General features: G+C 66.0%; 26 protein-coding genes and 1 other RNA gene. 13 read left to right on the forward strand and 14 right to left on the reverse strand.

Annotated elements, in window-relative coordinates:
• Positions 1–54: 54 nt before the first annotated feature.
• Genes msrA through ilvD form a run of 3 tightly spaced genes read right to left on the reverse strand, consistent with a single transcriptional unit; the run spans position 55 to position 2,652 of the window.
• Entirely contained in the window at positions 55–609 is a 555-nt protein-coding gene (msrA, locus tag I6I07_RS03130) for a peptide-methionine (S)-S-oxide reductase MsrA (protein WP_198485617.1), read from the reverse strand.
• Between the two features lie 38 nt (positions 610–647).
• A complete protein-coding gene (locus tag I6I07_RS03135) occupies positions 648–983 on the reverse strand; it encodes a c-type cytochrome (protein WP_054416344.1) in 336 nt (111 codons plus the stop codon).
• Complete coding sequence (ilvD, locus tag I6I07_RS03140; protein WP_198485618.1) at positions 967–2,652, reverse strand: dihydroxy-acid dehydratase; 1,686 nt, start codon at positions 2,650–2,652, stop codon at positions 967–969. The genes I6I07_RS03135 and ilvD overlap by 17 nt, the downstream gene beginning before the upstream one ends.
• A gap of 181 nt (positions 2,653–2,833) precedes the next feature.
• Between ilvD and lgt the strand changes: the two genes are divergently transcribed.
• The gene (gene lgt, locus I6I07_RS03145; RefSeq protein ID WP_198485619.1) at positions 2,834–3,622 is read left to right on the forward strand and encodes a prolipoprotein diacylglyceryl transferase; all 789 of its coding nucleotides are present in this window, start codon (positions 2,834–2,836) and stop codon (positions 3,620–3,622) included.
• Here lgt and I6I07_RS03150 read toward each other — a convergent pair.
• From I6I07_RS03150 to I6I07_RS03165, 4 genes are all read right to left on the reverse strand, one after another.
• Positions 3,597–4,367 carry an SIMPL domain-containing protein gene (locus tag I6I07_RS03150; RefSeq protein WP_006392932.1) on the reverse strand — a complete coding sequence of 257 codons (771 nt, stop codon included), beginning with the start codon at positions 4,365–4,367 and terminating at the stop codon, positions 3,597–3,599. The genes lgt and I6I07_RS03150 overlap by 26 nt on opposite strands.
• 77 nt (positions 4,368–4,444) lie before the next feature.
• A non-coding RNA gene (ssrS, locus tag I6I07_RS03155) (6S RNA) lies at positions 4,445–4,629 on the reverse strand.
• A 44-nt stretch (positions 4,630–4,673) separates the two neighbouring features.
• Positions 4,674–4,985 carry a cell division protein ZapA gene (locus I6I07_RS03160; RefSeq protein WP_025137459.1) on the reverse strand — a complete coding sequence of 104 codons (312 nt, stop codon included), beginning with the start codon at positions 4,983–4,985 and terminating at the stop codon, positions 4,674–4,676.
• Positions 4,985–5,431, reverse strand: a complete 447-nt coding sequence (locus I6I07_RS03165) for a hypothetical protein (protein ID WP_420094540.1) — start codon at positions 5,429–5,431, stop codon at positions 4,985–4,987. The genes I6I07_RS03160 and I6I07_RS03165 overlap by 1 nt, the downstream gene beginning before the upstream one ends.
• 483 nt (positions 5,432–5,914) lie before the next feature.
• Between I6I07_RS03165 and I6I07_RS03170 the strand changes: the two genes are divergently transcribed.
• The 4 genes from I6I07_RS03170 (at position 5,915) to I6I07_RS03185 (ending at position 10,665) form a co-directional block, all read left to right on the forward strand.
• Positions 5,915–6,379: a tripartite tricarboxylate transporter TctB family protein gene (locus I6I07_RS03170; RefSeq protein WP_198485620.1), complete on the forward strand. Its 465-nt coding sequence runs from the start codon at positions 5,915–5,917 to the stop codon at positions 6,377–6,379.
• Positions 6,380–6,392: 13 nt separating this feature from the next.
• Positions 6,393–7,898 carry a tripartite tricarboxylate transporter permease gene (locus I6I07_RS03175; protein ID WP_198485621.1) on the forward strand — a complete coding sequence of 502 codons (1,506 nt, stop codon included), beginning with the start codon at positions 6,393–6,395 and terminating at the stop codon, positions 7,896–7,898.
• A 204-nt stretch (positions 7,899–8,102) separates the two neighbouring features.
• Positions 8,103–9,707 carry a gamma-glutamyltransferase family protein gene (locus I6I07_RS03180; protein WP_198485622.1) on the forward strand — a complete coding sequence of 535 codons (1,605 nt, stop codon included), beginning with the start codon at positions 8,103–8,105 and terminating at the stop codon, positions 9,705–9,707.
• A 52-nt stretch (positions 9,708–9,759) separates the two neighbouring features.
• Entirely contained in the window at positions 9,760–10,665 is a 906-nt protein-coding gene (locus tag I6I07_RS03185) for an NAD(P)-dependent oxidoreductase (protein WP_198485623.1), read from the forward strand.
• 52 nt (positions 10,666–10,717) lie between these two features.
• Here I6I07_RS03185 and I6I07_RS03190 read toward each other — a convergent pair whose 3' ends face one another.
• The gene (locus I6I07_RS03190; protein ID WP_198485624.1) at positions 10,718–11,350 is read right to left on the reverse strand and encodes an FMN-dependent NADH-azoreductase; all 633 of its coding nucleotides are present in this window, start codon (positions 11,348–11,350) and stop codon (positions 10,718–10,720) included.
• A 124-nt stretch (positions 11,351–11,474) separates the two neighbouring features.
• On the opposite strand from I6I07_RS03190, the gene I6I07_RS03195 reads away from it, so the two are divergent.
• On the forward strand, positions 11,475–12,416 hold the full coding sequence (locus I6I07_RS03195; RefSeq protein WP_198485625.1) for a LysR family transcriptional regulator: 942 nt from the start codon (positions 11,475–11,477) through the stop codon (positions 12,414–12,416).
• Here the strand turns inward: I6I07_RS03195 and I6I07_RS03200 are convergent.
• The 6 genes from I6I07_RS03200 to I6I07_RS03225 form a co-directional block, all read right to left on the reverse strand.
• Entirely contained in the window at positions 12,410–13,339 is a 930-nt protein-coding gene (locus I6I07_RS03200) for a 2-hydroxyacid dehydrogenase (RefSeq protein ID WP_198485626.1), read from the reverse strand. The genes I6I07_RS03195 and I6I07_RS03200 overlap by 7 nt on opposite strands.
• Before the next feature lie 111 nt (positions 13,340–13,450).
• Positions 13,451–14,974 (reverse strand): tripartite tricarboxylate transporter permease, encoded by a 1,524-nt coding sequence (locus tag I6I07_RS03205; RefSeq protein WP_198485627.1) that lies wholly within the window; start codon positions 14,972–14,974, stop codon positions 13,451–13,453.
• Between the two features lie 6 nt (positions 14,975–14,980).
• On the reverse strand, positions 14,981–15,460 hold the full coding sequence (locus I6I07_RS03210) for a tripartite tricarboxylate transporter TctB family protein (protein WP_198485628.1): 480 nt from the start codon (positions 15,458–15,460) through the stop codon (positions 14,981–14,983).
• A gap of 213 nt (positions 15,461–15,673) precedes the next feature.
• Positions 15,674–17,206 carry a sensor histidine kinase gene (locus I6I07_RS03215; RefSeq protein ID WP_232625886.1) on the reverse strand — a complete coding sequence of 511 codons (1,533 nt, stop codon included), beginning with the start codon at positions 17,204–17,206 and terminating at the stop codon, positions 15,674–15,676.
• A 7-nt stretch (positions 17,207–17,213) separates the two neighbouring features.
• Positions 17,214–17,900 (reverse strand): response regulator, encoded by a 687-nt coding sequence (locus I6I07_RS03220; protein WP_020925157.1) that lies wholly within the window; start codon positions 17,898–17,900, stop codon positions 17,214–17,216.
• A complete protein-coding gene (locus I6I07_RS03225; RefSeq protein ID WP_006392918.1) occupies positions 17,881–18,453 on the reverse strand; it encodes an RNA pyrophosphohydrolase in 573 nt (190 codons plus the stop codon). Before I6I07_RS03225 ends, I6I07_RS03220 begins: the two co-directional genes overlap by 20 nt.
• 65 nt (positions 18,454–18,518) lie before the next feature.
• On the opposite strand from I6I07_RS03225, the gene I6I07_RS03230 reads away from it, so the two are divergent.
• Genes I6I07_RS03230 through pal form a run of 7 tightly spaced genes read left to right on the forward strand, consistent with a single transcriptional unit; the run spans position 18,519 to position 24,902 of the window.
• The gene (locus tag I6I07_RS03230; RefSeq protein ID WP_198485629.1) at positions 18,519–20,249 is read left to right on the forward strand and encodes a proline--tRNA ligase; all 1,731 of its coding nucleotides are present in this window, start codon (positions 18,519–18,521) and stop codon (positions 20,247–20,249) included.
• 57 nt (positions 20,250–20,306) lie between these two features.
• The gene (gene ybgC / locus I6I07_RS03235; protein WP_198485630.1) at positions 20,307–20,729 is read left to right on the forward strand and encodes a tol-pal system-associated acyl-CoA thioesterase; all 423 of its coding nucleotides are present in this window, start codon (positions 20,307–20,309) and stop codon (positions 20,727–20,729) included.
• Between the two features lie 2 nt (positions 20,730–20,731).
• On the forward strand, positions 20,732–21,412 hold the full coding sequence (gene tolQ / locus I6I07_RS03240) for a protein TolQ (RefSeq protein ID WP_198485631.1): 681 nt from the start codon (positions 20,732–20,734) through the stop codon (positions 21,410–21,412).
• Positions 21,412–21,870: an ExbD/TolR family protein gene (locus I6I07_RS03245; protein ID WP_006392914.1), complete on the forward strand. Its 459-nt coding sequence runs from the start codon at positions 21,412–21,414 to the stop codon at positions 21,868–21,870. The genes tolQ and I6I07_RS03245 overlap by 1 nt, the downstream gene beginning before the upstream one ends.
• Before the next feature lie 39 nt (positions 21,871–21,909).
• Positions 21,910–23,031 (forward strand): cell envelope integrity protein TolA, encoded by a 1,122-nt coding sequence (tolA, locus tag I6I07_RS03250; RefSeq protein ID WP_198485632.1) that lies wholly within the window; start codon positions 21,910–21,912, stop codon positions 23,029–23,031.
• Positions 23,032–23,047: 16 nt separating this feature from the next.
• Positions 23,048–24,370, forward strand: coding sequence for a Tol-Pal system beta propeller repeat protein TolB (gene tolB, locus I6I07_RS03255; RefSeq protein WP_198485633.1), 1,323 nt, complete (start codon positions 23,048–23,050; stop codon positions 24,368–24,370).
• Between the two features lie 31 nt (positions 24,371–24,401).
• Positions 24,402–24,902, forward strand: coding sequence for a peptidoglycan-associated lipoprotein Pal (pal, locus tag I6I07_RS03260; RefSeq protein ID WP_006388738.1), 501 nt, complete (start codon positions 24,402–24,404; stop codon positions 24,900–24,902).
• The last annotated feature ends 59 nt before the right edge of the window (positions 24,903–24,961 follow it).

Genomic DNA, 24,961 nt, shown 5'->3' on the forward strand with positions numbered 1-24,961 from the left:
TGCCCGGCGCTGGCCTTGAAACCTCGCCTTGCGCGAGGTTTTTTTTCGCCTGTCTTATTTCGTCAGGCGATCCTGGAACTGCTTGCGGAACTTGGCGACCTTGGGCGCGATCACGAACTGGCAATAGCCCTGTTCGGGATGCAGCGCGAAGTAGTCGCGGTGATAGTCCTCGGCCTGCCAGAAGTGCGCGGGCGCCAGCAGCTTGGTGACGATGGGCGCGTCATAGACTTTCTGCGCCTCGACCTCGGCGATGACGGCTTCGGCCTGCTCGCGCTGGGTGTCGTTCTGCCAGAAGATGGCCGACTCGTATTGCGGGCCGACGTCGTTGCCCTGGCGGCCCGGGGTGGTCGGGTCGTGGGTGGCGAAGAACACGCGCAGCAGGTCGCTGTAGGACAGTTCGGCCGGATCGAATTCGACGCGGGCGACCTCGATGTGGCCGGTGTCCTTGCCGCAGACCTGTTCGTAGCTGGGGTTGTCGACGTGTCCGCCGCTGTAGCCGGGCAGCACGCTCTTGACGCCGCGCAGGTCGGTGAAGACCGCCTCGACGCACCAGAAACAGCCGCCGCCGAGAACGGCGACCTCATTGCCCGGGGAGGGTTGTTCTGCCATGACGATTCCTTTCCTGAAACTTTTCAGAGACGATACGACTACTTCTTGGCCGGCGCCAGCGTCAGGATCCATTCGGCCAGCAGGCGGGCGTCTTCCGGACTGACGTGGGTCTGCGCCGGCATCGGCACGGCGCCCCAGGCGCCGCGGCCGCCCCCGCGGATCTTGCCCGCCAGGTAGTCCACCATGGCATCGCCCTGCCCGGCATAGCGTTCGGCCACGCTGGCCAGCGGCGGTCCGACGCGCTTGACGTCGACCTGGTGACAGGCCATGCAGGCTTTGCTCTTGGCCAGATCCAGGCCGGTGGTTTGCCCCTGGGCCGCGCCGGCGGCCAACAGGCCGGCGGCGACCGCCAACAGACTACGTATCAAATGCATCGGTTACCGCCCCACGGCTCGCGGTGCTGGCGAGCTTGCCGAACTTGGCAAGCACACCGCGTGTATAACGCGGCTTGGGCTGGACCCAGGCCTGGCGACGAGCCGCCATCTCTTCGTCGCTGATATTGAGCTGCAACAGCAGCTTGTGGGCATCGATGGTAACCGAATCTCCCTCCTGGATCAGCGCGATGGGGCCGCCCACGAAGGCCTCGGGCGCGACGTGGCCGACCACCATGCCCCAGGTGCCGCCGGAAAAGCGGCCATCGGTGATGAGGCCCACGGTTTCGCCCAGCCCCTGCCCGACCAATGCGGAGGTCGGCGCCAGCATTTCACGCATGCCGGGCCCGCCCTTGGGGCCTTCGTAGCGGATCACCACCACGTCGCCATCGCGGATCTGGCGCGCCATGATGGCGGCCATGGCGTCGTCCTCGGAATCGAAGACGCGCGCCGGCCCGGTGATCACCGGATTCTTCAGGCCGGTGATCTTGGCCACGCAGCCTTCCGGCGACAGGTTGCCCTTGAGGATGGCCAGATGGCCCTGGGGATAGAGGGCGCGATCCAGCGGCATGATGACGTCCTGGTCGGCGCGCGGCGTATCGGGCACATCGGTCAGGGACTGCGCGATCGTCTGGCCGGTGATGGTGACGCAATCGCCATGCAGCAGCCCGGCGTTGAGCAGCAGCTTCATGACCTGCGGGATGCCGCCGGCGCGATGCAGGTCGGTCGCCACGTATTTGCCGGACGGCTTGAGGTCGCACAGCACCGGCACGCGCTGGCGGATGCGCTCGAAGTCGTCGATGGTCCAGGGCACTTCGGCGGCATGCGCGATGGCCAGGAAATGCAGCACCGCGTTGGTCGAGCCGCCCGTCGCCATGATGACAGAGACGGCGTTCTCGATGGACTCGCGGGTGATGATGTCGCGCGGGCGCAGGCCGCGGCGGACGGCGTCCACCAACACGCGGGCCGATTCCGCGGCCGAGACGACTTTCTCGTCGTCCTCGTTGGCCATGGTGCTGGAATACGGCAGGCTCATGCCCATGGCCTCGAAGGCCGAGCTCATGGTGTTGGCGGTGTACATGCCGCCACAGGAGCCCGAGCCGGGGATGGCGCATTTCTCGATCTGCTTGAAGTCGGCCTCTTCCATGCGGCCCATGGTGTATTCGCCGACCGCCTCGAACACCGAGACGATGGTCAGGTCCTTGCCCTGGTAGCGGCCCGGCTTGATGGTGCCGCCGTAGACGTAGATGCCCGGCACGTTCATGCGCGCCAGCGCGATCATGCCGCCCGGCATGTTCTTGTCGCAGCCGCCGATGACCACCACGCCGTCCATCCACTGGCCCTGCGCGGCGGTCTCGATACAGTCGGCGATGACTTCGCGCGACACCAGCGAGTACTTCATGCCCTCGGTGCCCATGGACATGCCGTCGGAAATCGTTGGCGTGCCGAACACCTGCGGATTGGCCTTGGCGCCGCGGATGGCCTCGATGGCGGCATCGGCCAGGCGCTGCAGGCCGCTGTTGCACGGCGTGATGGTCGAATGGCCATTGGCCACGCCGATCATCGGGTTTTCGAAGTCGGCTTCCTGGTAGCCCAGCGCGTAATACATGGCGCGATTGGGCGCGCGGGCGACGCCGTGCGTGATGTGGCGGGAACGTTCGTTGTGCGACATGGTCTGTTGTCTCCTGTCGGCCGTCAGGGCGCGGACATGGCGACCGCGCCCGGGAGGGTGGCCAGTTCGCTCGCGGGCGAATCTCGGGGTGGACCGGCGCGCAAGGACAATGCGCTTGCATGTCGATCTACCGCAGGGCTCGCCGGTTATTATCATTCAACTTCATTGTGTCGGGCGGAACATGCTGCAATATCCAAAATTCGACCCCATTGCCCTGCAGATCGGGCCCTTGGCCATCCATTGGTACGGACTGATGTATCTGGCGGGCTTCGCCCTGGTGTACCTGCTGGGCCGGCGCCGCATCACCAGCGGCCACACCACGTCCCTGAACGTGCGCGACCTGGAAGACCTGATCTTCTACAGTGTGCTGGGGGTGGTGCTCGGCGGGCGGCTGGGCTACGTGCTGTTCTACAAGCCCAGCTATTACCTGGCGCATCCGCTGGAAGTGGCCTACCTGTGGGAAGGCGGCATGTCGTTCCATGGCGGCCTGATCGGCGTGATCCTGGTGATGCTGCTGTTCGCCCGCAAGAAGCGCCTGCCGTTCTTCGCCGTCAGCGACTTCATCGCGCCGCTGATCCCGCTGGGACTGGGTTTCGGCCGCCTGGGCAACTTCATCAATGGTGAACTGTGGGGCCGCCCGACCGACGTGCCGTGGGCGATGATCTTCCCGAGCAGCGGCGACGGCGTCCCGCGCCATCCTTCCCAACTGTATGAGCTGGGCCTGGAAGGCATCGTGCTATTCGCGCTGATGTGGTGGTTCTCGAGCAAGCCGCGCCCCCTGGGCCAGGTGAGCGCGGTATTCCTGATGGGCTACGGAACGTTCCGTTTCCTGGTGGAATTCACCCGCGAGCCGGACAACTTCCTGGGCCTGCTCGCGGGCGGGTTGAGCATGGGACAGTGGCTGTCCCTGCCGATGGTCGCCCTGGGCGCCATCATGTTCGTGCTTACTGCAAAACGATCGTCCCGTTGACCGAGATGCTGACCGTGACGTCTCCCGCTTCCAGGGGGACGTCCGCGCTGTAGCCCGCGCCGCCGGAGGCGTCCTTGGCCATCGCGCCCATCATGCGCGGCATCGGCGTGACGCCGCCGGCGCCGCCCAGTTCCAGCTTGCTCAGGCGGTAGCCCGAAAAGCCGAAGGCATTGGCCGCGGCCAGCGCGCGGTCCTTGAAGGCCTGCGCGGCTTCCTTGAGCAGCTTGCGTTCCTCGGCGTCGCGCACTTCGCGCGACAGCGAGAAGCTGATGTTGGAAATGGCGGTCTTGTCGGACAGCTTGGACGCCAGCGCGGCGGCCGCCGCGAAATCCTTCGATTCGAGAATGATCTCGCCCTGGCCGCGCCAGGTGGTGCTGGTCTTGCCCTTGCTGCTGCTGGTGGAATTGGGCCAGACGTTGAAGCTGCCGGTGCGCACGTCGACGCCCTTGGTGTCACGCGCGCGCTTGGCCACGTCGTCGAGCATCTCCGTGAGCTTCTTGCCGGCGGTGGGCTGATCCGCCGCTTCGGTCTCGGCCGACAGCGAAATGCGCACCGTGTCCTGCTTGACCTCGGAAGACGCGGTGGCTTGCAGGGTCAGTTCCGGCGACCGGTTGGCCGCGGATTCCGCTGCGGCGGGCGCCGGCGCCGGGTTCTGCGCGAAGACGGGTTGCGCCATCGACAGAGCGGCCACGGCCGCGCACGCCGCGCCAAGTTTGGTCAGCGAAAAAACGGGGGATTTCAACATGGACTGGTCCTATGAGGGAGGACGATGGGGGGGAGGCGCCCGGCGCGGACCTGCGCTCATGGCAGGCCCGCTGGGATAGATGCCCCGCCTGTGCCGTCAAGGCCGGCATCTCGAACCCTGAGGTTCAAGGTGGTCGCGTTCCGAAGAGCGTCGGGTTCGTCTACGAGAGACAATCACTCCAGCTCTGCACTCCCGCAACCAATATGCCATAAGACATAGGTTCAGAGAATGTATGGCCAGGTCACGGACACGGCAGGGACAAACTGAAAATACTGAAAAAACCTTGGTGAAAACCGCTTATGAACGTCAGAGGAGTTTTTCCTGGCCCGACAGCGCGTCGTCCAGCACTGCGTTCATGTCCTCGATTCTACGCTTGAAGTCGCCGACCGCCAAACCGCCCAGCGGACCATCGGGCGCTTTCATGGCGAGCAGTTCGCCAGCCACCTGCAGCGCGGCCATGACGGCGATGCGCTCGTTGCTGGAGACCTTGCCCGTGCCCTGGATGCGCAGCATGAGCTGGTCGACGTGGCGCACGGCGGCCATCAGCGTGGGTTTTTCCTCGGCCGAGCAGGCCAGCGAGTAGTCGCGCCCCAGGATCGTTACATCTACGCGTTCCATCAGTGTTGCTCTCCGGACGGCGCACCCGGCAGACGGGCCAGGACGGCGTCGATGCGCTCGCGAGCCGAGGCGGCGGCCACGCGCAGGCGCTGTAGTTCGGTGTCGCGGCTTTGCAGGGTGCCCTGCATCTCGGTTTCCCGAGCCGTGAAACGCGCCTCGAGCGACTGGCGCTCGGCGGTTTCGCGAGCGAGCTGTTCGCGCAGGGCCACTTCGGCCTTCTGCGCCTGCTCCAGCATCGCGGTGACGGCGCCGTCGTTGTCTTGCAGCTTGCCCTGCAGCGCGGCGATGTCGGCATCGCGCTCGGCGGCGCGCTGCTTGAGCACGCGCTGCTCGGCTTCGGTTTCATTCAGGCGCATACGCAATGCGTCACGCTCGGCATGGAGTTGCCGGGTGCGTTGCACCAGTTGCCCGATACGGGCGGCGAGTTGGTCTAGGTCTTGCAGCATGGGCGCTATCGTAAACCATCCAGGGGGGAATCGGGCCGCTTCACGCAAGGTGAGAAACACGGCAATATTCAGTAGGAAATGCAGGCGGCATTGCCAGCGGCGGGCAACATACCCGATCAGGCACAACTAGAAAAGTCCCTCGCGCCCGGCAAGTGGCAGGTCAAGTGGACCTGCTTTCGCATTTCTTTCTATAAACTTTCACTTAGCTTTCAAACAACCATCAATCTGCCCGCCCCGTTACATCTGGGGATCGGGAGTTCCCCAATTCTAGGGAAAACCCCAGGCTTTCACCTAGCTTACAGGGTTTGCATCGTCGCGGGCGTCCATTACCATTCGCCCTTTCAAGAAGCCGCGCCGAAGCTTTCAGAAGAACACCGGGCACCGCGACGTGCCTTTTTTGTGCCTGTCACCTGGCTTTCCGGCAGCCCGGACAGATCACAAGCCTCTTTTTATCTACATGCTGTAAACAGGAGCCAACCAATCATGCAGCTACGCAATCGACAGGACTTCTGGTCGGGGGTGATGTTCATCGCCCTTGGACTGGGATTCGCCTGGCAAGCCAGCAGCTACCAAATGGGTACTGCCGCCCGGATGGGCCCCGGGTATTTTCCTTTCTGGCTGGGCATTGTTCTCGCATTGCTGGGCGCCATCGTGCTGCTTGGTTCGATGTCCAAGAAAGCCCAGGAGACGCACGTCGACAAGTTCGACTGGCGCATCGTTTTCCTGGTGGTCGGATCCGTGGTCATCTATGGCCTGGTCCTGAAACTGCTGGGCATCTATATCTCGGTGTTCATTCTGGTGGTGATCAGCAGCCTGGCCAGCCACGAGTTCAGCCTCAAGGTCGCCGTTGCCAACGGCATCTTCCTGGTGGTGTTCTCGTATCTGGCGTTCGTCAAGGGGCTGGGGCTGATTTTCCCGCTGTGGCCGTCGTTTCTGGGCATGAACTGAGGAGCAACCGGTCATGGAATTGTTTGACAACCTGATGTTGGGTTTCTCGGTGGCGTTCACGCCCGAGAACCTGTTGTACGCGCTGCTGGGCTGCGTCCTGGGTACGCTGATCGGCGTGCTGCCGGGTATCGGCCCCGTCCCGACCATCGCGATGCTGCTGCCGATCACGTACGTGCTGCCCCCGGTGGCCGGCCTGATCATGCTGGCGGGTATCTATTACGGTGCGCAATACGGTGGCTCGACCACGGCCATCCTGGTGGCGTTGCCAGGGGAAACGTCCGCGGTGGTGACCGTGCTGGACGGTCACCAGATGGCCCGCAACGGCCGTGCTGGCGCCGCGCTGGCGATCGCCGCCCTGGGTTCGTTCTTCGCCGGTTGCGTGGCCACGCTGCTGCTGGCCGCCTTCGCGCCCCCGCTGGCTGAAGTCGCCTTCAAGTTCGGCCCCGCCGAGTACTTCTCGCTGATGTGCCTGGGCCTGGTCGGCGCCGTGGTGCTGGCCTCGGGCTCGCTGCCCAAGGCGATCGCAATGATCATCCTGGGTCTGCTGCTGGGCATGGTCGGCACCGACGTCAACTCGGGCGTGGCCCGCTTCGACTTCGGCGTGCCGGAACTGCAGGACGGCATCGACTTCGCCATCGTGGCCATGGGCGTGTTCGGCTTCGCCGAAATCATGACCAACCTCGAGCAGAAGGAAAACCGCGTCGACATCACCGACAAGATCGGCTCGCTGTACCCGAACAAGCAGGAATTCAAGGAATCGTACCCCGCGGTCCTGCGCGGCACGGCCCTGGGTTCGGCCCTGGGCATCCTGCCGGGCGGTGGCGCCGTGCTGTCGTCGTTCGCTTCGTACACGCTGGAGAAGAAGATCTCGCGCAATCCGGAACGCTTCGGCAAGGGCCACCCGGCCGGCCTGGCAGGCCCGGAATCGGCCAACAACGCCGCCGCCCAGACCTCCTTCATCCCGCTGCTGACCCTGGGTATCCCGGGCAACGCCGTGATGGCGCTGATGGTCGGCGCGATGACGATCCACAACATCCAGCCCGGCCCGCAAGTGATGACGAGCCACCCCGAGCTGTTCTGGGGCCTGATCGCCTCGATGTGGATCGGCAACCTGATGCTGGTGGTCCTGAACCTGCCGCTGATCGGCCTGTGGGTCAAGCTGCTCAAGGTGCCCTACCGCATCCTGTTCCCGGCGATCCTGGTGTTCTGCACCATCGGTGTGTACTCGCTCAACTACAACTCGTTCGACATCTTCACGACCGCCATGTTCGGCATCGTGGGCTATGTCTGGTCGAAGCTGAAGTGCGAAGGCGCGCCGCTGCTGCTGGGCCTGGTGCTCGGCCCCATGATGGAAGAGAACTTCCGTCGCGCCCTGCTGCTGTCGCGTGGCGACTTCAGCACCTTCGTGACGCGTCCGCTGTCGGCCTCGCTGCTGGCCGTGGCGGTGTTCCTGGTGATCCTGGTGGCCCTGCCGGCGATCCGCAAGAAGCGCGAAGAGACCTTCGTCGAAGAAGAATAAGGCCTTGCCCGCCGCCGCATGGCGGCGCCGCTCTGCACCTTCCGAACCCCCGGTCCGCCGGGGGTTTTTCTTTGGGCGCGCGATGGCGGTTCGCCAGGCCCGCCCCGGCATAGGCAACAAATCACTACAGTCCAATACAGAGTGTGCCCCGGGGCCGAGGCATCTACGTTAAGCTACGGGTTTACCCCCACGCGATGATTCGAGATGAACTTCGACTGGAACAACCCCTATCCCACCGCGCGTACGCCGGTCTTCGCCCGCAACGTCGTCGCCACCTCGCAGCCGCTGGCGGCGCAGGCGGGACTGCGCATCCTGGCCAACGGCGGCAATGCGGTGGACGCGGCGATCGCCGCGGCCGCGACGCTGACACTGACCGAACCGGTCAGCAACGGCCTGGGATCGGATTGCTTCGCCATCGTCTGGGACGGCTCGAAACTGCACGGCCTGAACGCCTCGGGGCCGGCGCCGGCGGCCTGGAACCTGGACTATTTCCGCCGCAAGCACCAGGGCGCGATACCGACCCGTGGCTGGGACAGCGTCACGGTGCCGGGCTGCGTGGCCGGCTGGGCGGCGCTGCATGAAAAGCTGGGCAAGCTGCCGTTCGCCGACGTGCTGGCCCCTGCGATCGACTATGCCGAACGCGGCTTCGCCATCAGTCCCATGGTGCGGCAGAAATGGGCCGCGCAGGCCGACATGCTGCAGCCCCAACCCGGCTTCGCCGAACACTTCCTGCCGCGCGGCCGGGCGCCGCACATCGGCGAGCATTTCGTGCTGAAGGCCGCCGCGGCCACGCTCAAGCGCATCGCCGCCACCCGCGGCCGCGATTTCTACGAAGGCGAGACGGCCCACAAGCTGGTCGCCCATGCGCAGGCCCACGAAGCCGCCATGACGCTGGCCGACCTGCGCGACTACGCGCCGGAATGGGTGACGCCGATCAGCCAGTCCTACCGCGGCCACACGCTGCACCAGATCCCGCCCAACGGCCAGGGCATTGCCGCCCTGATCGCGCTGGGCATCCTGCAGAACTTCGATCTGGCGGCGCGGCCGGTGGATCACCCGGAAACCCAGCATCTGCTGATCGAGGCCATGAAGCTGGCCTTCGCCGACGTCTACACGCATGTCGCCGACGGCCGCCACATGCGGCTGTCGCCGGAGCAGATGCTACGCGCCGACTACCTGGCCGAGCGCGCCCGCCTGATCGACCCCAACGTGGCCCAGGCCTTCGCCTGCGGCCACGCGCCGCAGGGCGGCACGGTCTACCTGACGGCCGCCGACCGCAACGGCATGATGGTGAGCTTCATCCAGTCCAACTACATGGGCTTCGGCTCGGGCGTGGTGGTGCCGGGCACCGGCGTCAGCCTGCAGAACCGCGGCCACTGTTTCAGCACCCAGGCCGATCACCCCAACGTGGTGGCGGGCGGCAAGCGCCCTTTCCACACCATCATCCCGGGCTTCCTGATGCGCGATGGCGCGCCGGTCATGAGCTTCGGCGTGATGGGCGGCAACATGCAGCCCCAAGGCCAGATGCAGACGCTGGTGCGCATGCTCGACTATGGCCAGCAGCCGCAGGCCGCCTGTGACGCGCCGCGCTGGAAGTGGAACCAGGGGCTGGCGATCGACATGGAGGCCTCCATGCCCCCCGCGGTGGCGCAAGGCCTGCGCACGCGCGGCCACGTGCTCGAGGGCATCGACGACCCCTACATGGACTTCGGCTCGGGCCAGTTCATCTGGCGCCTGGGCGACCCGGCGGTCGATGGCTACGTCAGCGCCAGCGACAGCCGCCGCGACGGACTCGCCGCCGGCTTTTGATTGCGTTAAGGTTACTGCCTCAGGTTTTCCTTTCCACAGCGGAGTCCCCTGCATGGCATCGATCGGTACCAAGAGCTACGACGCAGTCGTGGCCCAGAAAGTCGCATTCCTCGGATTGGGCGTGATGGGCCTGCCCATGGCCGGCCACCTGGCCCGTGCCGGGCACGACGTCACCGTCTACAACCGCACGCCGTCCAAGGCGCAGGCCTGGGCCAGCGAATTCGGCGGCCGCAGCGCCGTGACGCCGCGCGAAGCCGTGGCGGGCGCGCAGATCGTGTTCGCCTGCGTCGGCAACGACGATGACCTGCGCAGCGTCACCCTCGGGCCGGATGGCGCGTTCGCCGGCATGGCGCCGGGCGCGGTGTTCGTGGACCACACCACCGCCTCGGCGGACGTGGCGCGCGAACTCTACGCGCAAGCCAAGGACCTGGGCCTGAACTTCATCGACGCGCCGGTATCCGGTGGCCAGGCCGGCGCCGTCAACGGCGTGCTGACCATCATGTGCGGCGGCGAGCAGGCGGTGTTCGACGCCGTCAAGCCGGTGGCGCAGGCGTTCGGCCGCGCGGTGACGCGCGTGGGCCCGCCGGGAGCCGGCCAGCTGGCCAAGATGGTCAACCAGATCTGTATCGCCGGCATCGTGCAGGGCCTGTCGGAAGCCGTGGCGTTCGGCCAGGCCGCCGACCTGGACATGAAGCTGGTGCTGGACGTCATCAGCAAGGGCGCCGCGCAGAGCTGGCAGATGGAGAACCGCGGCGGCACCATGGTCGACGACAAATTCGACTTCGGTTTCGCCGTCGACTGGATGCGCAAGGACCTGGGCCTGGTGCTGGCCGAGGCGCGCCACAATGGCGCCCGCCTGCCGCTGACGGCGCTGGTGGACCAGTTCTACGGCGACGTGCAGCAGATGGGCGGCGGCCGCTGGGACACGTCCAGCCTGATCAAGCGGCTGCGCGACTGACGCGCCACCGGCAGGCAGGAAAAAGCGGACCCGAAGGTCCGCTTTTTTTACGTCAGGCCGCTTGCAGCGCGACTTGCGGCCGGCCCAGGTCCAGCGCGTCGATGCGCTGGCGCGCCAGCGACACGCCTTCGAGCGCGGCGACTTCGCCCATCGCCATGCCTTCGGCGGCAATGAAGTTCACCTCGTTCATGCCGAGGAAACCCAGCATCTGCCGCAGGTACGGCGTCATCGTGTCGGCGGGCGTGCCTTCGGCCTTGCCGCCGCGCGCGGTCAGCACGAACACCTGCTTACCCTTCACCAGGCCCTCGGGCACGCCTTCCGGCGTATAACGGAACGTGACGCCGGCACGGGCGACATGGTCCAGGTAGGTCTTGAACTGCGCCGGCAGGTTGAAGTTGTAGACCGGCACGGCGAACACGATACGGTCGGCCTGCATCAGCTCGGCCACCAGGGCATCGCTGCGTTCGACAATGCGTTGCTGCTCGACGTCGCGGGCGTCGGCCGGCGTGAACAGGGCGCCGGCGGTCGCGCCGTCGAAGTACGGCAGCGGCTGGGCGCCGATATCGCGAATGGTGACGACGGCGGCCGGATCGGCCTGCTTGATGCGGGCGACCATGTGGTCGGCCAATTGCTTGCTGTGCGAGCGGTCGCCCAGAATCGAGGACAGGATGACAAGGGTCTTCATAACGTGATCTCCAGTGCGGACCGCGAAAAGCGCGTGTCCTGAGTGCATGAGGTCACTGTAGATCGCTTAATTGTTCACATAAACCCATGTATGATGAACTATTCGTTCCAGTTATAGAACAATCATGCAAGACCTAAACGACCTCTATTACTTTTCCCAAGTCGTCGAGCAAGGCGGCTTCAGCGCCGCCGCGCGCGCGCTGGACATTCCCAAATCGCGCCTGTCGCGCCGCATTTCGCACCTGGAGGAAAGCCTGGGGGTACGGCTCCTGCAACGCACCACCCGGCGCCTGCGCCTGACCGCGGCCGGCGAGCGATACCTGCATTACTGCCGCGAGATGGCCGCCTCGGCCCGCGCGGCCGACGACGCCATGCGCCAGTTGCAGTCCCAGCCCGCCGGGCCGGTGGTGGTCAGTTGCCCGGTATCGATCGCGCAGGACGTGCTGGCGCCGCTGCTGCCGGAATTCCTGGACGCCTGGCCGGCGATCTCGGTGCAGTTGCTGGTGACCAACCGCCGGGTCGACCTGATCCGCGAGGGCGTGGACCTGGCCCTGCGCGTGCGGACCAAGCTGGATACCGATGCCGAACTGGTGGTGCGCCACCTGGGCACCGCGCGCGGCACGCTGGTGGCCAGCCCCGGCTACCTGCAGCGCCATGGCGCGCCCGACACCCCGCAGGACCTGGCCTCGCACACCACGTTGAGCTTCAGCGATCCGCAGAACGAGGTGCGCTGGCCGCTGCGCAACGACAAGGGCGAGGAAGTGCATATCGAACTGAAGCCGCAGCTGTCATGCAACGACTTCATCGTGCTGGTGGAAGCCGCCGTGCGCGGCCGCGGCATCGCGCTGCTGCCGTCGATCGCGACCCAGGAGGAACTGCGCCGCGGCCAGCTGGTGCCGGTGCTGCCGCAATGGCAATCGCCCGAAGGCATCGTCCACTGCATCTACCCGTCGCGCCGCGGCATGATGCCGGCCGTGCGCACGCTGCTCGACTTCCTGTCGGAGCGCCTGCCTGCCACCTACCAGCGGCTGGAAAAGCAAGGCGCCGCCGCGCCCGTCGCTCAGTAGCCGCGCGTACGCTCGACCACGCCGGTGATCGGCTCGCCGCGCATCATCCTGGCGACCTTGGCGGCGATCTGCGCGATGCTCTCGTCGCGCAGGGTGCGGGCGGCGATGTGCGGCGTGACGTGCACGCGCGGATCGCGCCAGAACGGATGATCCTGCGGCAGCGGCTCGGTGTGGAACACATCGAGCGTGGCGCCGGCGATCTCGCCTTCTTCGAGCATCTGCACCAGGTCTTCCTCGACCAGGTGTTCACCGCGGCCGACGTTGACCAGATGCGCCTCGGGCAGCAGTTGGCCGAGCGTGTCGCGATTGAGGATGCCGCGGGTGTCGGGCGTCAACGGCAGCACGTTCACCAGGAAGCGCGTGCGCGCCAGGAAGGCCGGCAGGGCCTCCTGGCCGGAGAACGACTCGACGCCGGCGATCTCGCGCGGGGTGCGCGACCAGCCCGCCACCGGATAACCGAACTCGGCCAGCGTCTGCGCGACGCGCGCGCCAACCTGTCCCAGGCCCAGCACGCCCACCGGCCAGTCGGCCTGGCGCGTGCCTTCGCGCGTGTCCCAGTGCTGGCGCGCCTGCGACTGGTCGAAGGCCTCGAAATCACGCGACACGCGCAGCAAGGCGTAGAGCGCGTACTCGGCCATCTGCACCGACATGCCGGCGTCCTCCAGGCGGACGATGCGCACGTGCGGCGGGATTTCTTTCATCTTGAGCAAGGCGTCCACGCCCGCGCCCAGGTTGAACAGCGTCTCGATGCGGGTTTCGTGCCGGAACAGTTCCACCGGCGGCTTCCACACCAGCGCGACCTCGGCGCCCGAGGGCGGGCCATCGGGATTCCAGACGGAAATGCGACAGCCGGGCATGGCGGCTTCCAGGCGCGGGACCCAGACGTCGGGGTCGTGCAGCGGGCAGGCAAAGAGGATATGCATGGTGGGAATCCGGACGGGCTCGGGAAACCGCAAGCATGGGGGAAGACGGGCCGTAAATCAAACGGCCCGGCATGAAGCCGGGCCGTTTTCAGAGCGGGGGACGCGGGACGATCAGGCCGTCTGCGTGACCGTCGGCTTGTTCTTGTTCTTGCCGCGGCGCAGGAAGGCCCACACCTGCAGCAGGATCAGCAGCGCGCTGGCGCCGATGAACCAGGCGCTGATCGGACGTTGCACGAACACCGCCAGGTCACCGCGCGACAGCAGCAGGGCGCGGCGGAAGTTCTCTTCGACCATGGGCCCCAGCACGAAGCCGAGCAGGATCGGCGCGACCGAGAATTCGAGCGTCATCAGGATGGCGCCGATCACACCGAAGGCCAGCACTTCCCAGATCTGGAAGAGGCTGTTCTGGGTACTGAACACGCCCACCGCGATGAAGAACAGCGCCGACGGGAACAGGTAGCGATAAGGCACCTGCAGCAGCTTGACCCAGACACCGATCAGCGGCACGTTGAGCACCATCAGCAGCACGTTGCCCACCCAGAAGCTGGCGATCAGGCCCCAGAAGATGTCCGGATGCTCGGTGATCAGCTGCGGGCCGGGCTGGATGCCCTGGATCAGCAGCGCGCCCAGGATCAGCGCCATCACCGCGTCGCCGGGAATGCCCAGGCTCATCGTGGGGATGAAGTCGACCTGCGTCTTCGAGTGCGACGACGCTTCGGGCGAGGCCACGCCGGCGATCATGCCGGTGCCGAACTTCTCGGGCGTCCTGGAGATCTTGCGTTCCAGCGCGTAGGCCACGAAGGTGGTGATGGTCGGGCCGGTGCCGGGCATGGCGCCGAACAGCGTGCCCACGGCGGTGCCGCGCACCATCGGCCAGAAGGCCGTCTTCAGTTCCTGCTTGCTGGGACGCATGTCGCGCAGGCGCAGCTTGGCGCCGCTGCCGATGATGGTCATGCGGTTGACGCTCATCAGGAAGTCGGCCACGCCGAACAGGCCCATCGAGATCGCCACCAGTTCCAGGCCGTCGGACAGGTCGAGCAGGCCGAACGAGAAGCGGATAGTGCCGGTGTTCACGTCGGTGCCGACCACGCCGCACATCAGGCCGAACAGCGTCATGGCCACGCCTTTCAGCGGCGAGCCGCGCGACATGGTGGCGCCGGCCAGCAGGCCCAGCAGCATGATCGAGAAGATCTCGGTCGGGCCGAACTTGAAGGCAACTTCGACCAGCAGCGGCGAGGCGAAGATCATGACGATGATGCCGACCGAGGCCGCGAAGAACGAGCAGATCATCGTGATGCCGAGCGCTGTCCCCCCCTTGCCCTGTTTGGTCAGTGGATATCCGTCAAGACACGTCACCGCGTGCGGCGGGTGCGAAGGCAGGTTGAGCAGGATCGCGCCGATGGCGCCGCCGTACTGCGAGCCGTAGAAGATACCGGCCAGCATCAGGATGGCGGGCACCGGCTGCATCACGTAGGTCAGCGGCAGCAGGATCGAGATCGCCGACAGCGCGCCCATGCCGGGCAGCACGCCGATGAGGTTGCCCACCAGCACGCCGAAGAACGACCACATCAGGTTGTGGAGCTGGAACGCGACGCCGAAGCCGTACCAGAGGTCGGTCAAAGATTGAGAAATCATGGCGCATCAACCCCAGCGAAACAGCGGCAGCTGCAGTTGCAGCGCCCACCAGAAAACCACCACCGCGATCACGGACATGCCGAGCGACAGTACGAACGCCTGCTTGACCGTGTTCTTGCGGTCACCCAGTGCGGAGATGAAGACGATGGCGAAGGTCGCGGGCAGCAGGCCGCCATAGTGGCCCAGCAGCAGGAACGCCAGCGTGCCCAGCAGGATGCAGGCGCTGCCGCGGAAATCCGGCAGGCCATGCGCGTGGCCGTCACCCGGCGGAGGCGGCGTGGCATCGCCGGAACGCGCCGAAACAGCGATCAGGATCCCCGTCAATGCGAGCAGGCCGCCCAATGCCGCGGGGAAGAACCCGGGGCCCATGTGGCTGAGCGTTCCAATGTGATAGTCCGTACCACCGTAGATCGCCCCCAATCCGATAAGGACCATCAGCGCGCCGCCGTAATAGTCCTTTCTATTAATTGTTTTTTGCACTTCCATCCTCCTGAAGCAGGGCCGTGCGGGCCCCTGGGATGCCGCCCGGAACGAGCGCCACCCGGCCTTTTCAACAACAGGCCGGTTCGCAGGTTAAGGAAGGAAGCTGCTAATTCGCTTTCTATGCGCTGTCGGCCTCCTGAATCCGGGGGTTATCCCTGATGGAAATCCGCGTACTGCGCAATGAAGGCTAGGGAGAAAGAATGAAAGCTTCGGCGATTACTGGTCGCCGGTGAACTCGACGTCGGCGGGCCGCGGGTATTGCGACACCGTCGCGGCCGGCGGCAGCCACAGGACGGACGCCAGGCCGACGCCGCCCTGCGCGTTGGGCTCGCCATCGCGCAATTCGATGTCGCCGTCGTTGCGGCGGGCGTAGGCGCGCGCGATCGCCAATCCCAGGCCGGAGCCGGAGGACGTGACCGGCTTGTCCGTGCCGACCCGCTCGAAGCGGGCGAAGGCGCGCGCGCGCAGGTCCGGATCGAGCCCCGGGCCGTTGTCGGACACGGCGACTTCGGCGCGATCGCCGACGCGGCTGACCGAGACCGTGATGCGCGCCCCCACGGGCGCGTAATGGATGGCGTTGTGCACCAGGTTGGACAGGGCCTCGTGCAACTCGGCCTCGTTGCCGGAGACCGGGACGTCGACCTCGTGGCCCTGCTCGTTGGTGGCCTGCACCCAGCCCAGGTCCTGCTGTTTCTCGTGCGCCAGCGGCAGGTACTGCAGCACCACTTCGCGCGAGACCGCGTTCAGGTCGAGCAACTGGCGGGGCAACTGGTCGGCCTGGTTGGCGTGCGCCAGCGACAGCAACTGCTCGGTCAGGCGGCGAGTGCGCCCCAGCTGGTCGACGATGGCGCGCAAGCCTTCCTGGGCGCGCGCCGGGTCGCGCTCGCGCAGGGCGTACTGGGCCTGGGTCAGCATGATGGCCAGCGGCGTGCGCAACTGGTGCGAAGCGTCGGCCAGGAAGTGAGACTGTTCGTCCAGCACGCGGCGGTAGCGGGCGATGTGGTGGTTGACGGCGTCGACCAGCGGCGCCACTTCGCTCGGCACGCGCGAGGCGTCGAGCGGAGTCAGGTCCTCGGGTCGGCGGTTGCGGATGTCGGCGCGCAGCCGCCGCAACGGCTTCAGGGCCCAGGACACGCCCCACCAGACCAGCAGCACGACCAGCGCCAGCATGCGGGCGTCGCGCAGGATTTCCTGGCGACGGGCGTTGTCTTCGGCCTCGATGCGCTTGCCCGTGCTTTCGGCCACCAGCACCAGCACCTGGCGGTGGACGCCCTGGTAATACAGGTCGCGCACCAGCGACACCACCCGCACCGGGTCGTTGCGGTAGACCCCGTCGTAGAACACAGGCAAGCCATTCGAGCGCGGCCAGGTGGGCGGCCGCGGCAGTTCGGGCATGCCCAGCAGGGTCTTGCCCTGCTCGGCCGGCACCGGCGAATCATCCGGCAGGGGCGGGTCGACCTGCTCGATGCGGAAATACTTGCGCAGGCCGGCGCGCGATTCCAGCATGACCTGGGCGTACAGCGGCGTGGCCACCTGCAGTGAACCGTCGGGCGCGAATTCCAGGCTGCTCTCGAGCACGCGGGCGGGCTCGACCAGGGCGCTGTCGTAGGCCTCGTTGGTGATCTCGGACAGGGTGCGGTAGTCGTTCAGGCTGTCGATGACCAGCAGCGCCACCACGCCGGGCAGCAGCAGGATGATCAGCAGCGCGCGGATGCCGACCCGCGGCAACCCTGGGATCCGGAGGCTCACGAGGGGATCAGGAGTCGGCGGCTTCGCTGGCCACGCTTTCCAGCATGTAGCCCAGGCCGCGGACGGTCACGATGCGCACGTCACTGCCGGCCAGCTTCTTGCGCAGGCGGTGCAGCACCACCTCGATGGCGTCGGGGTTGGCTTCGCTGTCGTGGGTAAAGACCTTGCCGAACAGCTGCGACTTGTCCACCGGATAGCCGCTGCGCGTCAGCAGCGCCGCCAGGGCGGCGTGCTCGCGCGGGGTCAGGAACAGCAGGGAGCCGTCGAGGGTGAAGGCGCGGCTTTCGCTGTCGTAGGACAGCGAGCCGCATTGCAGGCGCGGATGCTGGCGGCCGCGGCTGCGGCGCACCAGCGCGGTCAGGCGGGCTTCCAGCTCTTCGAGGGCGAACGGCTTGGTCAGGAAGTCGTCGGCGCCCAGGTTCAGGCCGCGCACGCGGTCCTGCAGCGCGCCCTGGGCGGTCAGCAGCAGCACCGGGGTGCGGTCGTCGCGGTTGCGCATTTCGCGCAACACCACCAGGCCATGCTTGTCGGGCAGGCGCAGGTCCATGACGATGGCGTCGTACTCGGTGCCCGCCATGAACGCTTCGGCCGTGCGGGCGTCGGCCGCGTGGTCCGGCACGAACCCGCTCTGCGCGAGCGCGCGCATCAGCCAGGACGCCATGTCCCGTTCATCTTCAACCAATAATATGCGCATGACCGTCCGTTCCTTCGGGCAAGTTCTCTGCCGCCCGCTGCCCATGCACGCGCTGACGCAGGTAGCGGGTTTCGTGGTGACGCCGAAAGAGGATTGCCGACAACTCGTTCAACGCCTGGGTATAGACGTCCCGCTTGAACTCGATCACGGCATCCAGCGGCACCCAGTACTGGCTCCAGCGCCAGGCGTCGAATTCCGGATGCTGCGTCGCGCGCAGGCAAACGTCGCTGTCACGTCCCACCAGGCGCAACAAGAACCAAATCTGCTTTTGTCCTTTATAGTGGCCACGCCACTCACGCCGGACGAAGTGATCGGGCACGTTATAACGTAACCAATCGCGTGTACGCCCCAAAATACGGACATGCTCGGGCTTCAAGCCCACCTCTTCATGGAGCTCGCGATACATGGCCTGCACCGGGCTTTCGCCGTACTTGATGCCGCCCTGCGGGAACTGCCAGGCATGTTCCCTGATACGCTTGCCCCAAAAGACCTCGTTTCTGCTATTGACGAGAATGATGCCGACATTGGGGCGGTAGCCTTCGCGGTCAAGCATGGGCCACCCCCACCGAATTCAATACAATTACAGTCGATTATACGTATCTGCTGCCACCTTTAAACATGCGCGCATCCAACTACCACATCAACACCCTCAAAGAAGCCCCTTCCGAAGCGGAAGTCGCCAGCCACCAGCTCATGACCCGGGCCGGGATGATCCGCAAGCTGGCGGGCGGCATCTACACCTACATGCCCCTCGGCCTCAAGGTCATCCGCAAGGTCGAGGCCATCGTCCGCGAGGAAATGAACGCCTCGGGCGCCATCGAGCTGCTGATGCCGGTGGTCCAGCCGGCCGAGCTCTGGATGGAATCCGGCCGCTGGGAACAGTACGGCGCGGAACTGCTGCGCATCAAGGACCGGCACCAGCGCGACTTCGTGCTGCAGCCGACCTCGGAAGAGGTGATCACCGACATCGCCCGCAACGAGATCCACAGCTACCGCCAGCTGCCGCTGAATTTCTATCACATCCAGACCAAGTTCCGGGACGAGCGCCGTCCCCGCTTCGGCCTGATGCGCGGCCGTGAATTCACCATGAAGGACGCCTACTCCTTCGACCGCGACGAAGCCGGCGCCCAGCGCAGCTACGACACCATGTACGCCGCGTACATGCGCATTTTCGGCCGCCTGGGCCTGGAATTCCGCGCGGTGGCGGCCGACACCGGCTCCATCGGCGGCACCCGCAGCCATGAATTCCAGGTGATCGCCGACACCGGCGAGGACCTGCTGGTCTACAACGCCGACTCCGACTACGCCGCCAACATCGAGCTGGCCGAAGCTCCCAGCCTGTACCCCACGCGAGGCGCGGCCACCCAGGCGATGGCCGACGTGGCCACCCCCGGCGCCGCCAAGTGCGAGGACGTGGCCCGCCTGCTGGGCCTGCCGCTGGAGCAGACGATCAAGTCGATCGTGCTGGCCACCGACGGCGACAAGGGCAAGGTCGACGTCTGGCTGCTGCTGCTGCGCGGCGACCATGAGCTGAACGAAATCAAGGCCGCCAAGCTGCCGGGCCTGGCGGGCTTCCGCTTCGCCACCGAGAGCGAGATCGTCGAACACTTCGGCTGCAAGCCGGGCTACCTGGGTCCCGTCCGCACCGCCCGCCCCGTGCACGTCATCGCCGACCGCACCGTGGCCAACATGGCCGACTTCGTCTGCGGCGCCAACCGCGAAGACTTCCACATCCAGGGCGTGAACTGGGGCCGCGACCTGCCGGAGCCGGAACTCGTGGCCGACCTGCGCAACGTGGTCGCCGGCGACCCCTCGCCGGACGGCAAGGGCACGCTGTCGATCCAGCGCGGCATCGAAGTGGGACACGTTTTTTACCTGGGTAAAAAGTACTCGGAAGCCCTAAAGGCCACCTTCCTGGACGAGACCGGCAAGCCGGCCGTGCTGGAAATGGGCTGCTACGGCATCGGCGTGACCCGCATCGTCGGCGCCGCCATCGAACAGAACCACGACGCCCGCGGCATCATCTGGCCGCGCGCCCTGGCGCCGTTCGAAGTGGTGATCTGCCCGGTCGGCTGGGGCAAAAGCGAAACCGTGCGTAACACCTCCCTGAAGCTGTACGAATCGCTGCTGGCGCGCGGCGTGGACGTCATCCTGGACGACCGCGATGCCCGCCCCGGCGTCATGTTCGCCGAGTGGGAATTGATCGGCGCGCCGCTCCGTGTAACAGTTGGAGAACGCGGCCTGAACGACGGTGTGGTGGAATTGCAGGCCCGTCGGGAAACCGAAGCGGCCAAGATTCCGGTAGAGTCCGCGCTTGAAGCCGTGCTGACGAAACTCGACACGCTGTAAACCCTAAAGTAACCACGGACTTTTCGCGTCCCGACCCGCATCATCGAAGCCCGCATCGTGACCGATCCGAAGTCCGCCGAATCCCGCCTGCAGGTCCGCGTCTACTATGAAGACACGGACGCGGGCGGGGTGGTTTTCTACGCCAACTACCTAAAATTCCTGGAACGCGCCCGCACCGAGTGGCTGCGCGACCTGGGAGTCAACCAATCCGGCCTGGCCGCCAGCGAGCAACGCCTGTTCGTCGTCCGCGCGCTGGACATGTCCTACCGCAAGCCAGCCAAACTGGACGATTTGCTTACCATACGCAGCCGAGTCACACGACTGGGCCGCGCTTCGATACACTTCGCGCAGCGCGCAGAACGGGACGGGGAACTGCTTGCCGAAGGCAATATCCAAGTCTGCTGCGTCGATGCCGTCAACATGCGGCCGGTGGAACTACCGGCCGACGTCCGCGCCAAACTGGAATCAATTCAGGAATAACCATGCAAGCCACCAACGACATGTCGTTGCTTTCGTTGATTTCGCACGCCAGCGTGCCGGTTCAGCTGATCATGCTGATGCTCCTGGGCATCTCGATCATGTCCTGGACCTACATCTTCGCCAAGCGGCTGGCCATCAAGCGCGCCCATGCCCAGACCCGCCGCTTCGAGGATGACTTCTGGTCCGGCGGCGACCTGTCGATGCTGCAGCAGGCCGTGGCCTCGCGCCGCGACGAGCAAGGCGCCCTGGCCCGCATCTTCGACGCCGGCATGACCGAATTCCTGAAGGCCCGCCGCGGCAACGCCGGCAGTGACGCCACCGCCCTGCTCGACGGCCCGCGCCGCGCCATGCGCGCCGCCTATCAGCGCGAGATGGACTCGCTCGAATCGCACCTGAACTTCCTGGCCTCGGCCGGTTCGGTCTCGCCCTACATCGGCCTGCTTGGCACGGTCTGGGGCATCATGCACGCCTTCATCGGCCTGTCGAACATGCAGCAGGCCACGCTGGCCTCGGTGGCCCCCGGCATCGCCGAAGCGCTGATCGCCACCGCCATCGGCCTGTTCGCCGCCATCCCCGCGGTGGTCGCGTACAACCGCTTCACCAACGACATCGACCGCATCTCGATCCGTTTCGACAGTTTCGTCGATGAATTCCTGAACATTCTGCAACGGCAGGTACGCTAATGCCCTCGGTAAGCTCGCGCGGCAGGTCCGGCCGCCGCATGAAGGCCGACATCAATGTGGTGCCCTACATCGACGTGATGCTGGTGCTGCTGGTCATCTTCATGGTGACCGCGCCGCTGATCACGCCGGGCCTGATCCAGCTGCCCTCGGTGGGCGCGGCGTCCGATGTGCCGGTCAAGCCGCTGGAAGTCCAGATTTCGGAAGACGGCAAGATCGCGCTGCGCATGCGCGAACCCGGCGCCACCCTGCAGGACATCGCCCGTCCCGAGCTGGTGGCGCAAGTGCGCTCGCGCATCACCGCGGAAACCCCGGTGGTGATCGCGGCCGACGGCAAGGTGCCCTACGAGACGGTCGTGAAGGTCATGGACGAGCTGCGTACCAATGGCATCACCCGCCTGGGCCTGCTGGTGGACCAGTCCGCCGGCGGCAACCAGCCCGCCCCCGCGAAAAAACGCTAACGCGACGCCTTCCGCCGGCGCCGCCGGCCTGCAACGCTCATGACGCCACCCATCATTCGACACCACAGCGGCCCCCCGGCCACGCCGCCCAACAACGACAACCGGATCGCCCTGATCCTGGCGTTGCTGGTGCACGCGCTGCTGCTGGCCGTGTTGATCTTCAACCTGAACTGGCGCACCGAAGCCCCGGGCCCGGTGGAAGTGCAGCTGTGGGCCGACGGCAATTCGCCCGTCTCGCCCCCGCCGCAACCCCAGCCCGAACCGCCCAAGCCCCAGCCCAAGCCGCAACCCCAGCCGGAACCGGAAAAGACGCCGGAGCCGCCGCCTCCCCCGCCGCCGCCCAAGCCGGAACCGCAAGCCCAGCCCAAGCCTGACGAGGTGGATCCGGAAATCGCGCTGCAGGAAGCCAAGAAGAAGCGCGAGCAGGAAGAGCAGGCGCGCCAGGCCGCCGAGGCCGCCAAGGAAAAGGCGCGCCTGGAGGAAGAGCGCAAGCAGGCCGAACTGAAGGAAAAGAAGCGCCTGGAACAGGAACGCCAGGCCGCCGAGAAGGCAGCCGCGGACAAGGCGGCCGCCGACAAGGCCGCTGCGGACAAGGCCGCGGCCGACAAGGCTGCCGCCGAGAAGAAGGCCAAGGACGACGCCGCCAAGAAGGCGGCCGAGAAAGCCGCCGCCGACAAGGCCGCCGCGGACAAGGCGGCCGCCGAGAAAGCCGCGGCTGACAAGGCCGCCGCCGAAAAGGCCGCTGCCGAGAAGAAGGCCAAGGAAGAAGCCGCCAAGAAGGCCGCTGCCGACAAGGCCCTGAAGGACGCGTTCCGCAACGACGCCCTGGGCGCTGCCGGCATCCCCGGCGGCACCGCCGACCGCAACCAGGCCGGTGGCGGCCGCGACAGCGGCTACGGCGCCAAGGTGCGCGCCTGCGTGCAGCCCGGCGTGGCCTACCCGCCGCCGCCGCGCAGCGGCTCGGACAATCCGACGGCCCAATACCGGGTACAGTTAGGTTCTGACGGGAAGGTTAACGGCGTCACGCTGACCAGCTCTTCCGGCAACCCGGGCTTCGACCGCGCGGTCGAGACCGGCATCCGCCGTTGCAACCCCTTCCCCAAGCCCTCGACCGGCCGCTACGAGCCCATCATTGACGTTGTGTACAGAATGTATGATTGACAGGAGATTGCTGATTATGACTCCCGCCCATAGCCGACGAGCTTCCCCCCTCGTTCTCTGGCGATCGTATGGATTCGGCCTGTTGCTGCTGGCGCTTGCGTGCCTGATGGCCATCAAGCCCGCCCAGGCCCAGCTGCGTGTCGACATTTCCGGCACCGGCGCCACCCAATACCCCGTTGCCATCGCCGATTTCGCGGTGGATGATGCCCACGGCCGCGCCCTGGCCGAAGTGATCCGCGCCGACCTGACCCGCACGGGCCAGTTCCGCCTGATCAACGCCGCCGGCTCGGGCCTGAACGTCGATTCGCCCATCGCCCACGACGACTGGCGCGCCAAGGGCGCCGACTTCATCGCCTATGGCAGCATCGTGCGTGGCGCCGATGGCCGCTACGACGTGCGCTACCGCCTGGCCGACACGGTCAAGAAGGGCCAGCTGGACGGCGTCGCGTTCTCCGGCACCGAGCAGGAACTGCGCCGCGTCGCCCACCAGATCGCCGATCGCATCTATGAAAAGATCACCGGCGTGCGCGGCGTGTTCTCGACCCGCATCGCCTACGTGCTCAAGCAAGGCGCCACCTACGAACTGCAGGTCGCTGACGCCGACGGCCAGAATCCCCAGGTCGCGCTGCGCTCGCGCGAGCCGATCATCTCGCCCGCCTGGTCGCCCGATGGTTCCAAGCTGGCGTACGTGAGCTTCGAATCCGGCAAGCCGGTGGTGTACGTGCACACGCTGGCCACCAGCGCCCGCGTGCCTGTCGCCAACTTCAAGGGCAACAACAGCGCCCCCGGCTGGTCGCCCGACGGCACCCAGTTGGCGGTGGCTCTGACGCGTGACGGTCTGTCGCAAATTTACATCGTTAGCGCGGCCGGCGGCTCGAATATGAAGCGAGTTACGCGTTCTCCCGGGATTGACACCGAGCCGAGCTTTACGCCGGACGGCCGTTCCATTATCTTTACCAGTGACCGCAGCGGCGGGCCGCAAATTTATCAAACCGGCCTGGACGGTGGCGATGCTCGCCGCCTCACGTTTAATGGTGGTTACAACATCTCACCCCGAATTTCCCCCGATGGATCGACGCTGCTGTACGTTGCCAGACGCGACGGCGCGTTCCGAATCGCATCGTTGAACCTGTCCTCCGGCTCGGAGAACTTGTTGACCGATGGTCGTGACGATCAGTCGCCAAGCTTCGCGCCGAACGGCATGCAAGTCCTCTACGCCGCGATCCAAAACGGACGTAGCGTGCTTGCAGGCGTTTCGAGTGATGGCCGCGTACGGCAGACGCTTTCGGTACTGAACGGGGAAATACGTGAACCGACTTGGGGCCCATTTACCCGATAACACGTGTGACTCTCTTTGCAAAGGAACTATCATGAAGTCGCGCATTGCCAAAAGCCTAACCATCGCCGCTCTGGCTGCCACCCTGGCAGCTTGCAGCTCCGTCCCTCTCGACGATAAAGCGGGTCAGGGCGGAGGCGCTGGCCAAGGATCCTCGGCCTCCGGCCAGATCCTTGATCCCTTCAACCCCCAAAGCATCCTGGCGCAACAGCGCTCGGTATACTTTGACTTCGACAGCTACACGGTGTCCGACCAGTACCGCGGCTTGGTGGAAACCCACGCCCGTTACCTGGCTTCGCACCAGCAGCAGAAAATCAAGATCGAAGGCAACACCGACGAACGCGGCGGCGCCGAATACAACCTGGCCCTGGGCCAGCGCCGTGCCGACGCCGTGCGTCGCATGATGACCCTGCTGGGCGTCAGCGACAACCAGATCGAAACCATCAGCTTCGGTAAAGAAAAGCCGAAGGCGACTGGCTCGTCGGAAGCCGACTTTGCGGAAAACCGCCGCGCCGATATCGTTTATCAGCGCTAAGCTTTTCGTATAGTTAAGTGCCCCACCACGCGTCGGGACGGTCAACCGGCCGTCCCGAC

The organism is Achromobacter deleyi (assembly GCF_016127315.1).
GTDB lineage: Bacteria > Pseudomonadota > Gammaproteobacteria > Burkholderiales > Burkholderiaceae_B > Achromobacter > Achromobacter insuavis_A.

Coding starts and splice junctions, on each gene's coding strand:
- I6I07_RS03185 (WP_198485623.1), top strand. CDS start 9,760: ATGGCATCGATCGGTACCAAGAGCTACGACGCAGTCGTGGCCCAGAAA.
- ilvD (WP_198485618.1), bottom strand. CDS start 2,652: ATGTCGCACAACGAACGTTCCCGCCACATCACGCACGGCGTCGCCCGC.
- I6I07_RS03245 (WP_006392914.1), top strand. CDS start 21,412: ATGCCCTCGGTAAGCTCGCGCGGCAGGTCCGGCCGCCGCATGAAGGCC.
- I6I07_RS03160 (WP_025137459.1), bottom strand. CDS start 4,985: ATGGAACGCGTAGATGTAACGATCCTGGGGCGCGACTACTCGCTGGCC.
- msrA (WP_198485617.1), bottom strand. CDS start 609: ATGGCAGAACAACCCTCCCCGGGCAATGAGGTCGCCGTTCTCGGCGGC.
- I6I07_RS03190 (WP_198485624.1), bottom strand. CDS start 11,350: ATGAAGACCCTTGTCATCCTGTCCTCGATTCTGGGCGACCGCTCGCAC.
- I6I07_RS03210 (WP_198485628.1), bottom strand. CDS start 15,460: ATGGAAGTGCAAAAAACAATTAATAGAAAGGACTATTACGGCGGCGCG.
- I6I07_RS03165 (WP_420094540.1), bottom strand. CDS start 5,431: ATGCTGCAAGACCTAGACCAACTCGCCGCCCGTATCGGGCAACTGGTG.
- I6I07_RS03220 (WP_020925157.1), bottom strand. CDS start 17,900: ATGCGCATATTATTGGTTGAAGATGAACGGGACATGGCGTCCTGGCTG.
- tolB (WP_198485633.1), top strand. CDS start 23,048: ATGACTCCCGCCCATAGCCGACGAGCTTCCCCCCTCGTTCTCTGGCGA.
- lgt (WP_198485619.1), top strand. CDS start 2,834: ATGCTGCAATATCCAAAATTCGACCCCATTGCCCTGCAGATCGGGCCC.
- I6I07_RS03195 (WP_198485625.1), top strand. CDS start 11,475: ATGCAAGACCTAAACGACCTCTATTACTTTTCCCAAGTCGTCGAGCAA.
- I6I07_RS03225 (WP_006392918.1), bottom strand. CDS start 18,453: ATGCTTGACCGCGAAGGCTACCGCCCCAATGTCGGCATCATTCTCGTC.
- I6I07_RS03205 (WP_198485627.1), bottom strand. CDS start 14,974: ATGATTTCTCAATCTTTGACCGACCTCTGGTACGGCTTCGGCGTCGCG.
- pal (WP_006388738.1), top strand. CDS start 24,402: ATGAAGTCGCGCATTGCCAAAAGCCTAACCATCGCCGCTCTGGCTGCC.
- I6I07_RS03175 (WP_198485621.1), top strand. CDS start 6,393: ATGGAATTGTTTGACAACCTGATGTTGGGTTTCTCGGTGGCGTTCACG.
- tolQ (WP_198485631.1), top strand. CDS start 20,732: ATGCAAGCCACCAACGACATGTCGTTGCTTTCGTTGATTTCGCACGCC.
- I6I07_RS03200 (WP_198485626.1), bottom strand. CDS start 13,339: ATGCATATCCTCTTTGCCTGCCCGCTGCACGACCCCGACGTCTGGGTC.
- I6I07_RS03180 (WP_198485622.1), top strand. CDS start 8,103: ATGAACTTCGACTGGAACAACCCCTATCCCACCGCGCGTACGCCGGTC.
- I6I07_RS03135 (WP_054416344.1), bottom strand. CDS start 983: ATGCATTTGATACGTAGTCTGTTGGCGGTCGCCGCCGGCCTGTTGGCC.
- I6I07_RS03230 (WP_198485629.1), top strand. CDS start 18,519: ATGCGCGCATCCAACTACCACATCAACACCCTCAAAGAAGCCCCTTCC.
- I6I07_RS03150 (WP_006392932.1), bottom strand. CDS start 4,367: ATGTTGAAATCCCCCGTTTTTTCGCTGACCAAACTTGGCGCGGCGTGC.
- tolA (WP_198485632.1), top strand. CDS start 21,910: ATGACGCCACCCATCATTCGACACCACAGCGGCCCCCCGGCCACGCCG.
- I6I07_RS03170 (WP_198485620.1), top strand. CDS start 5,915: ATGCAGCTACGCAATCGACAGGACTTCTGGTCGGGGGTGATGTTCATC.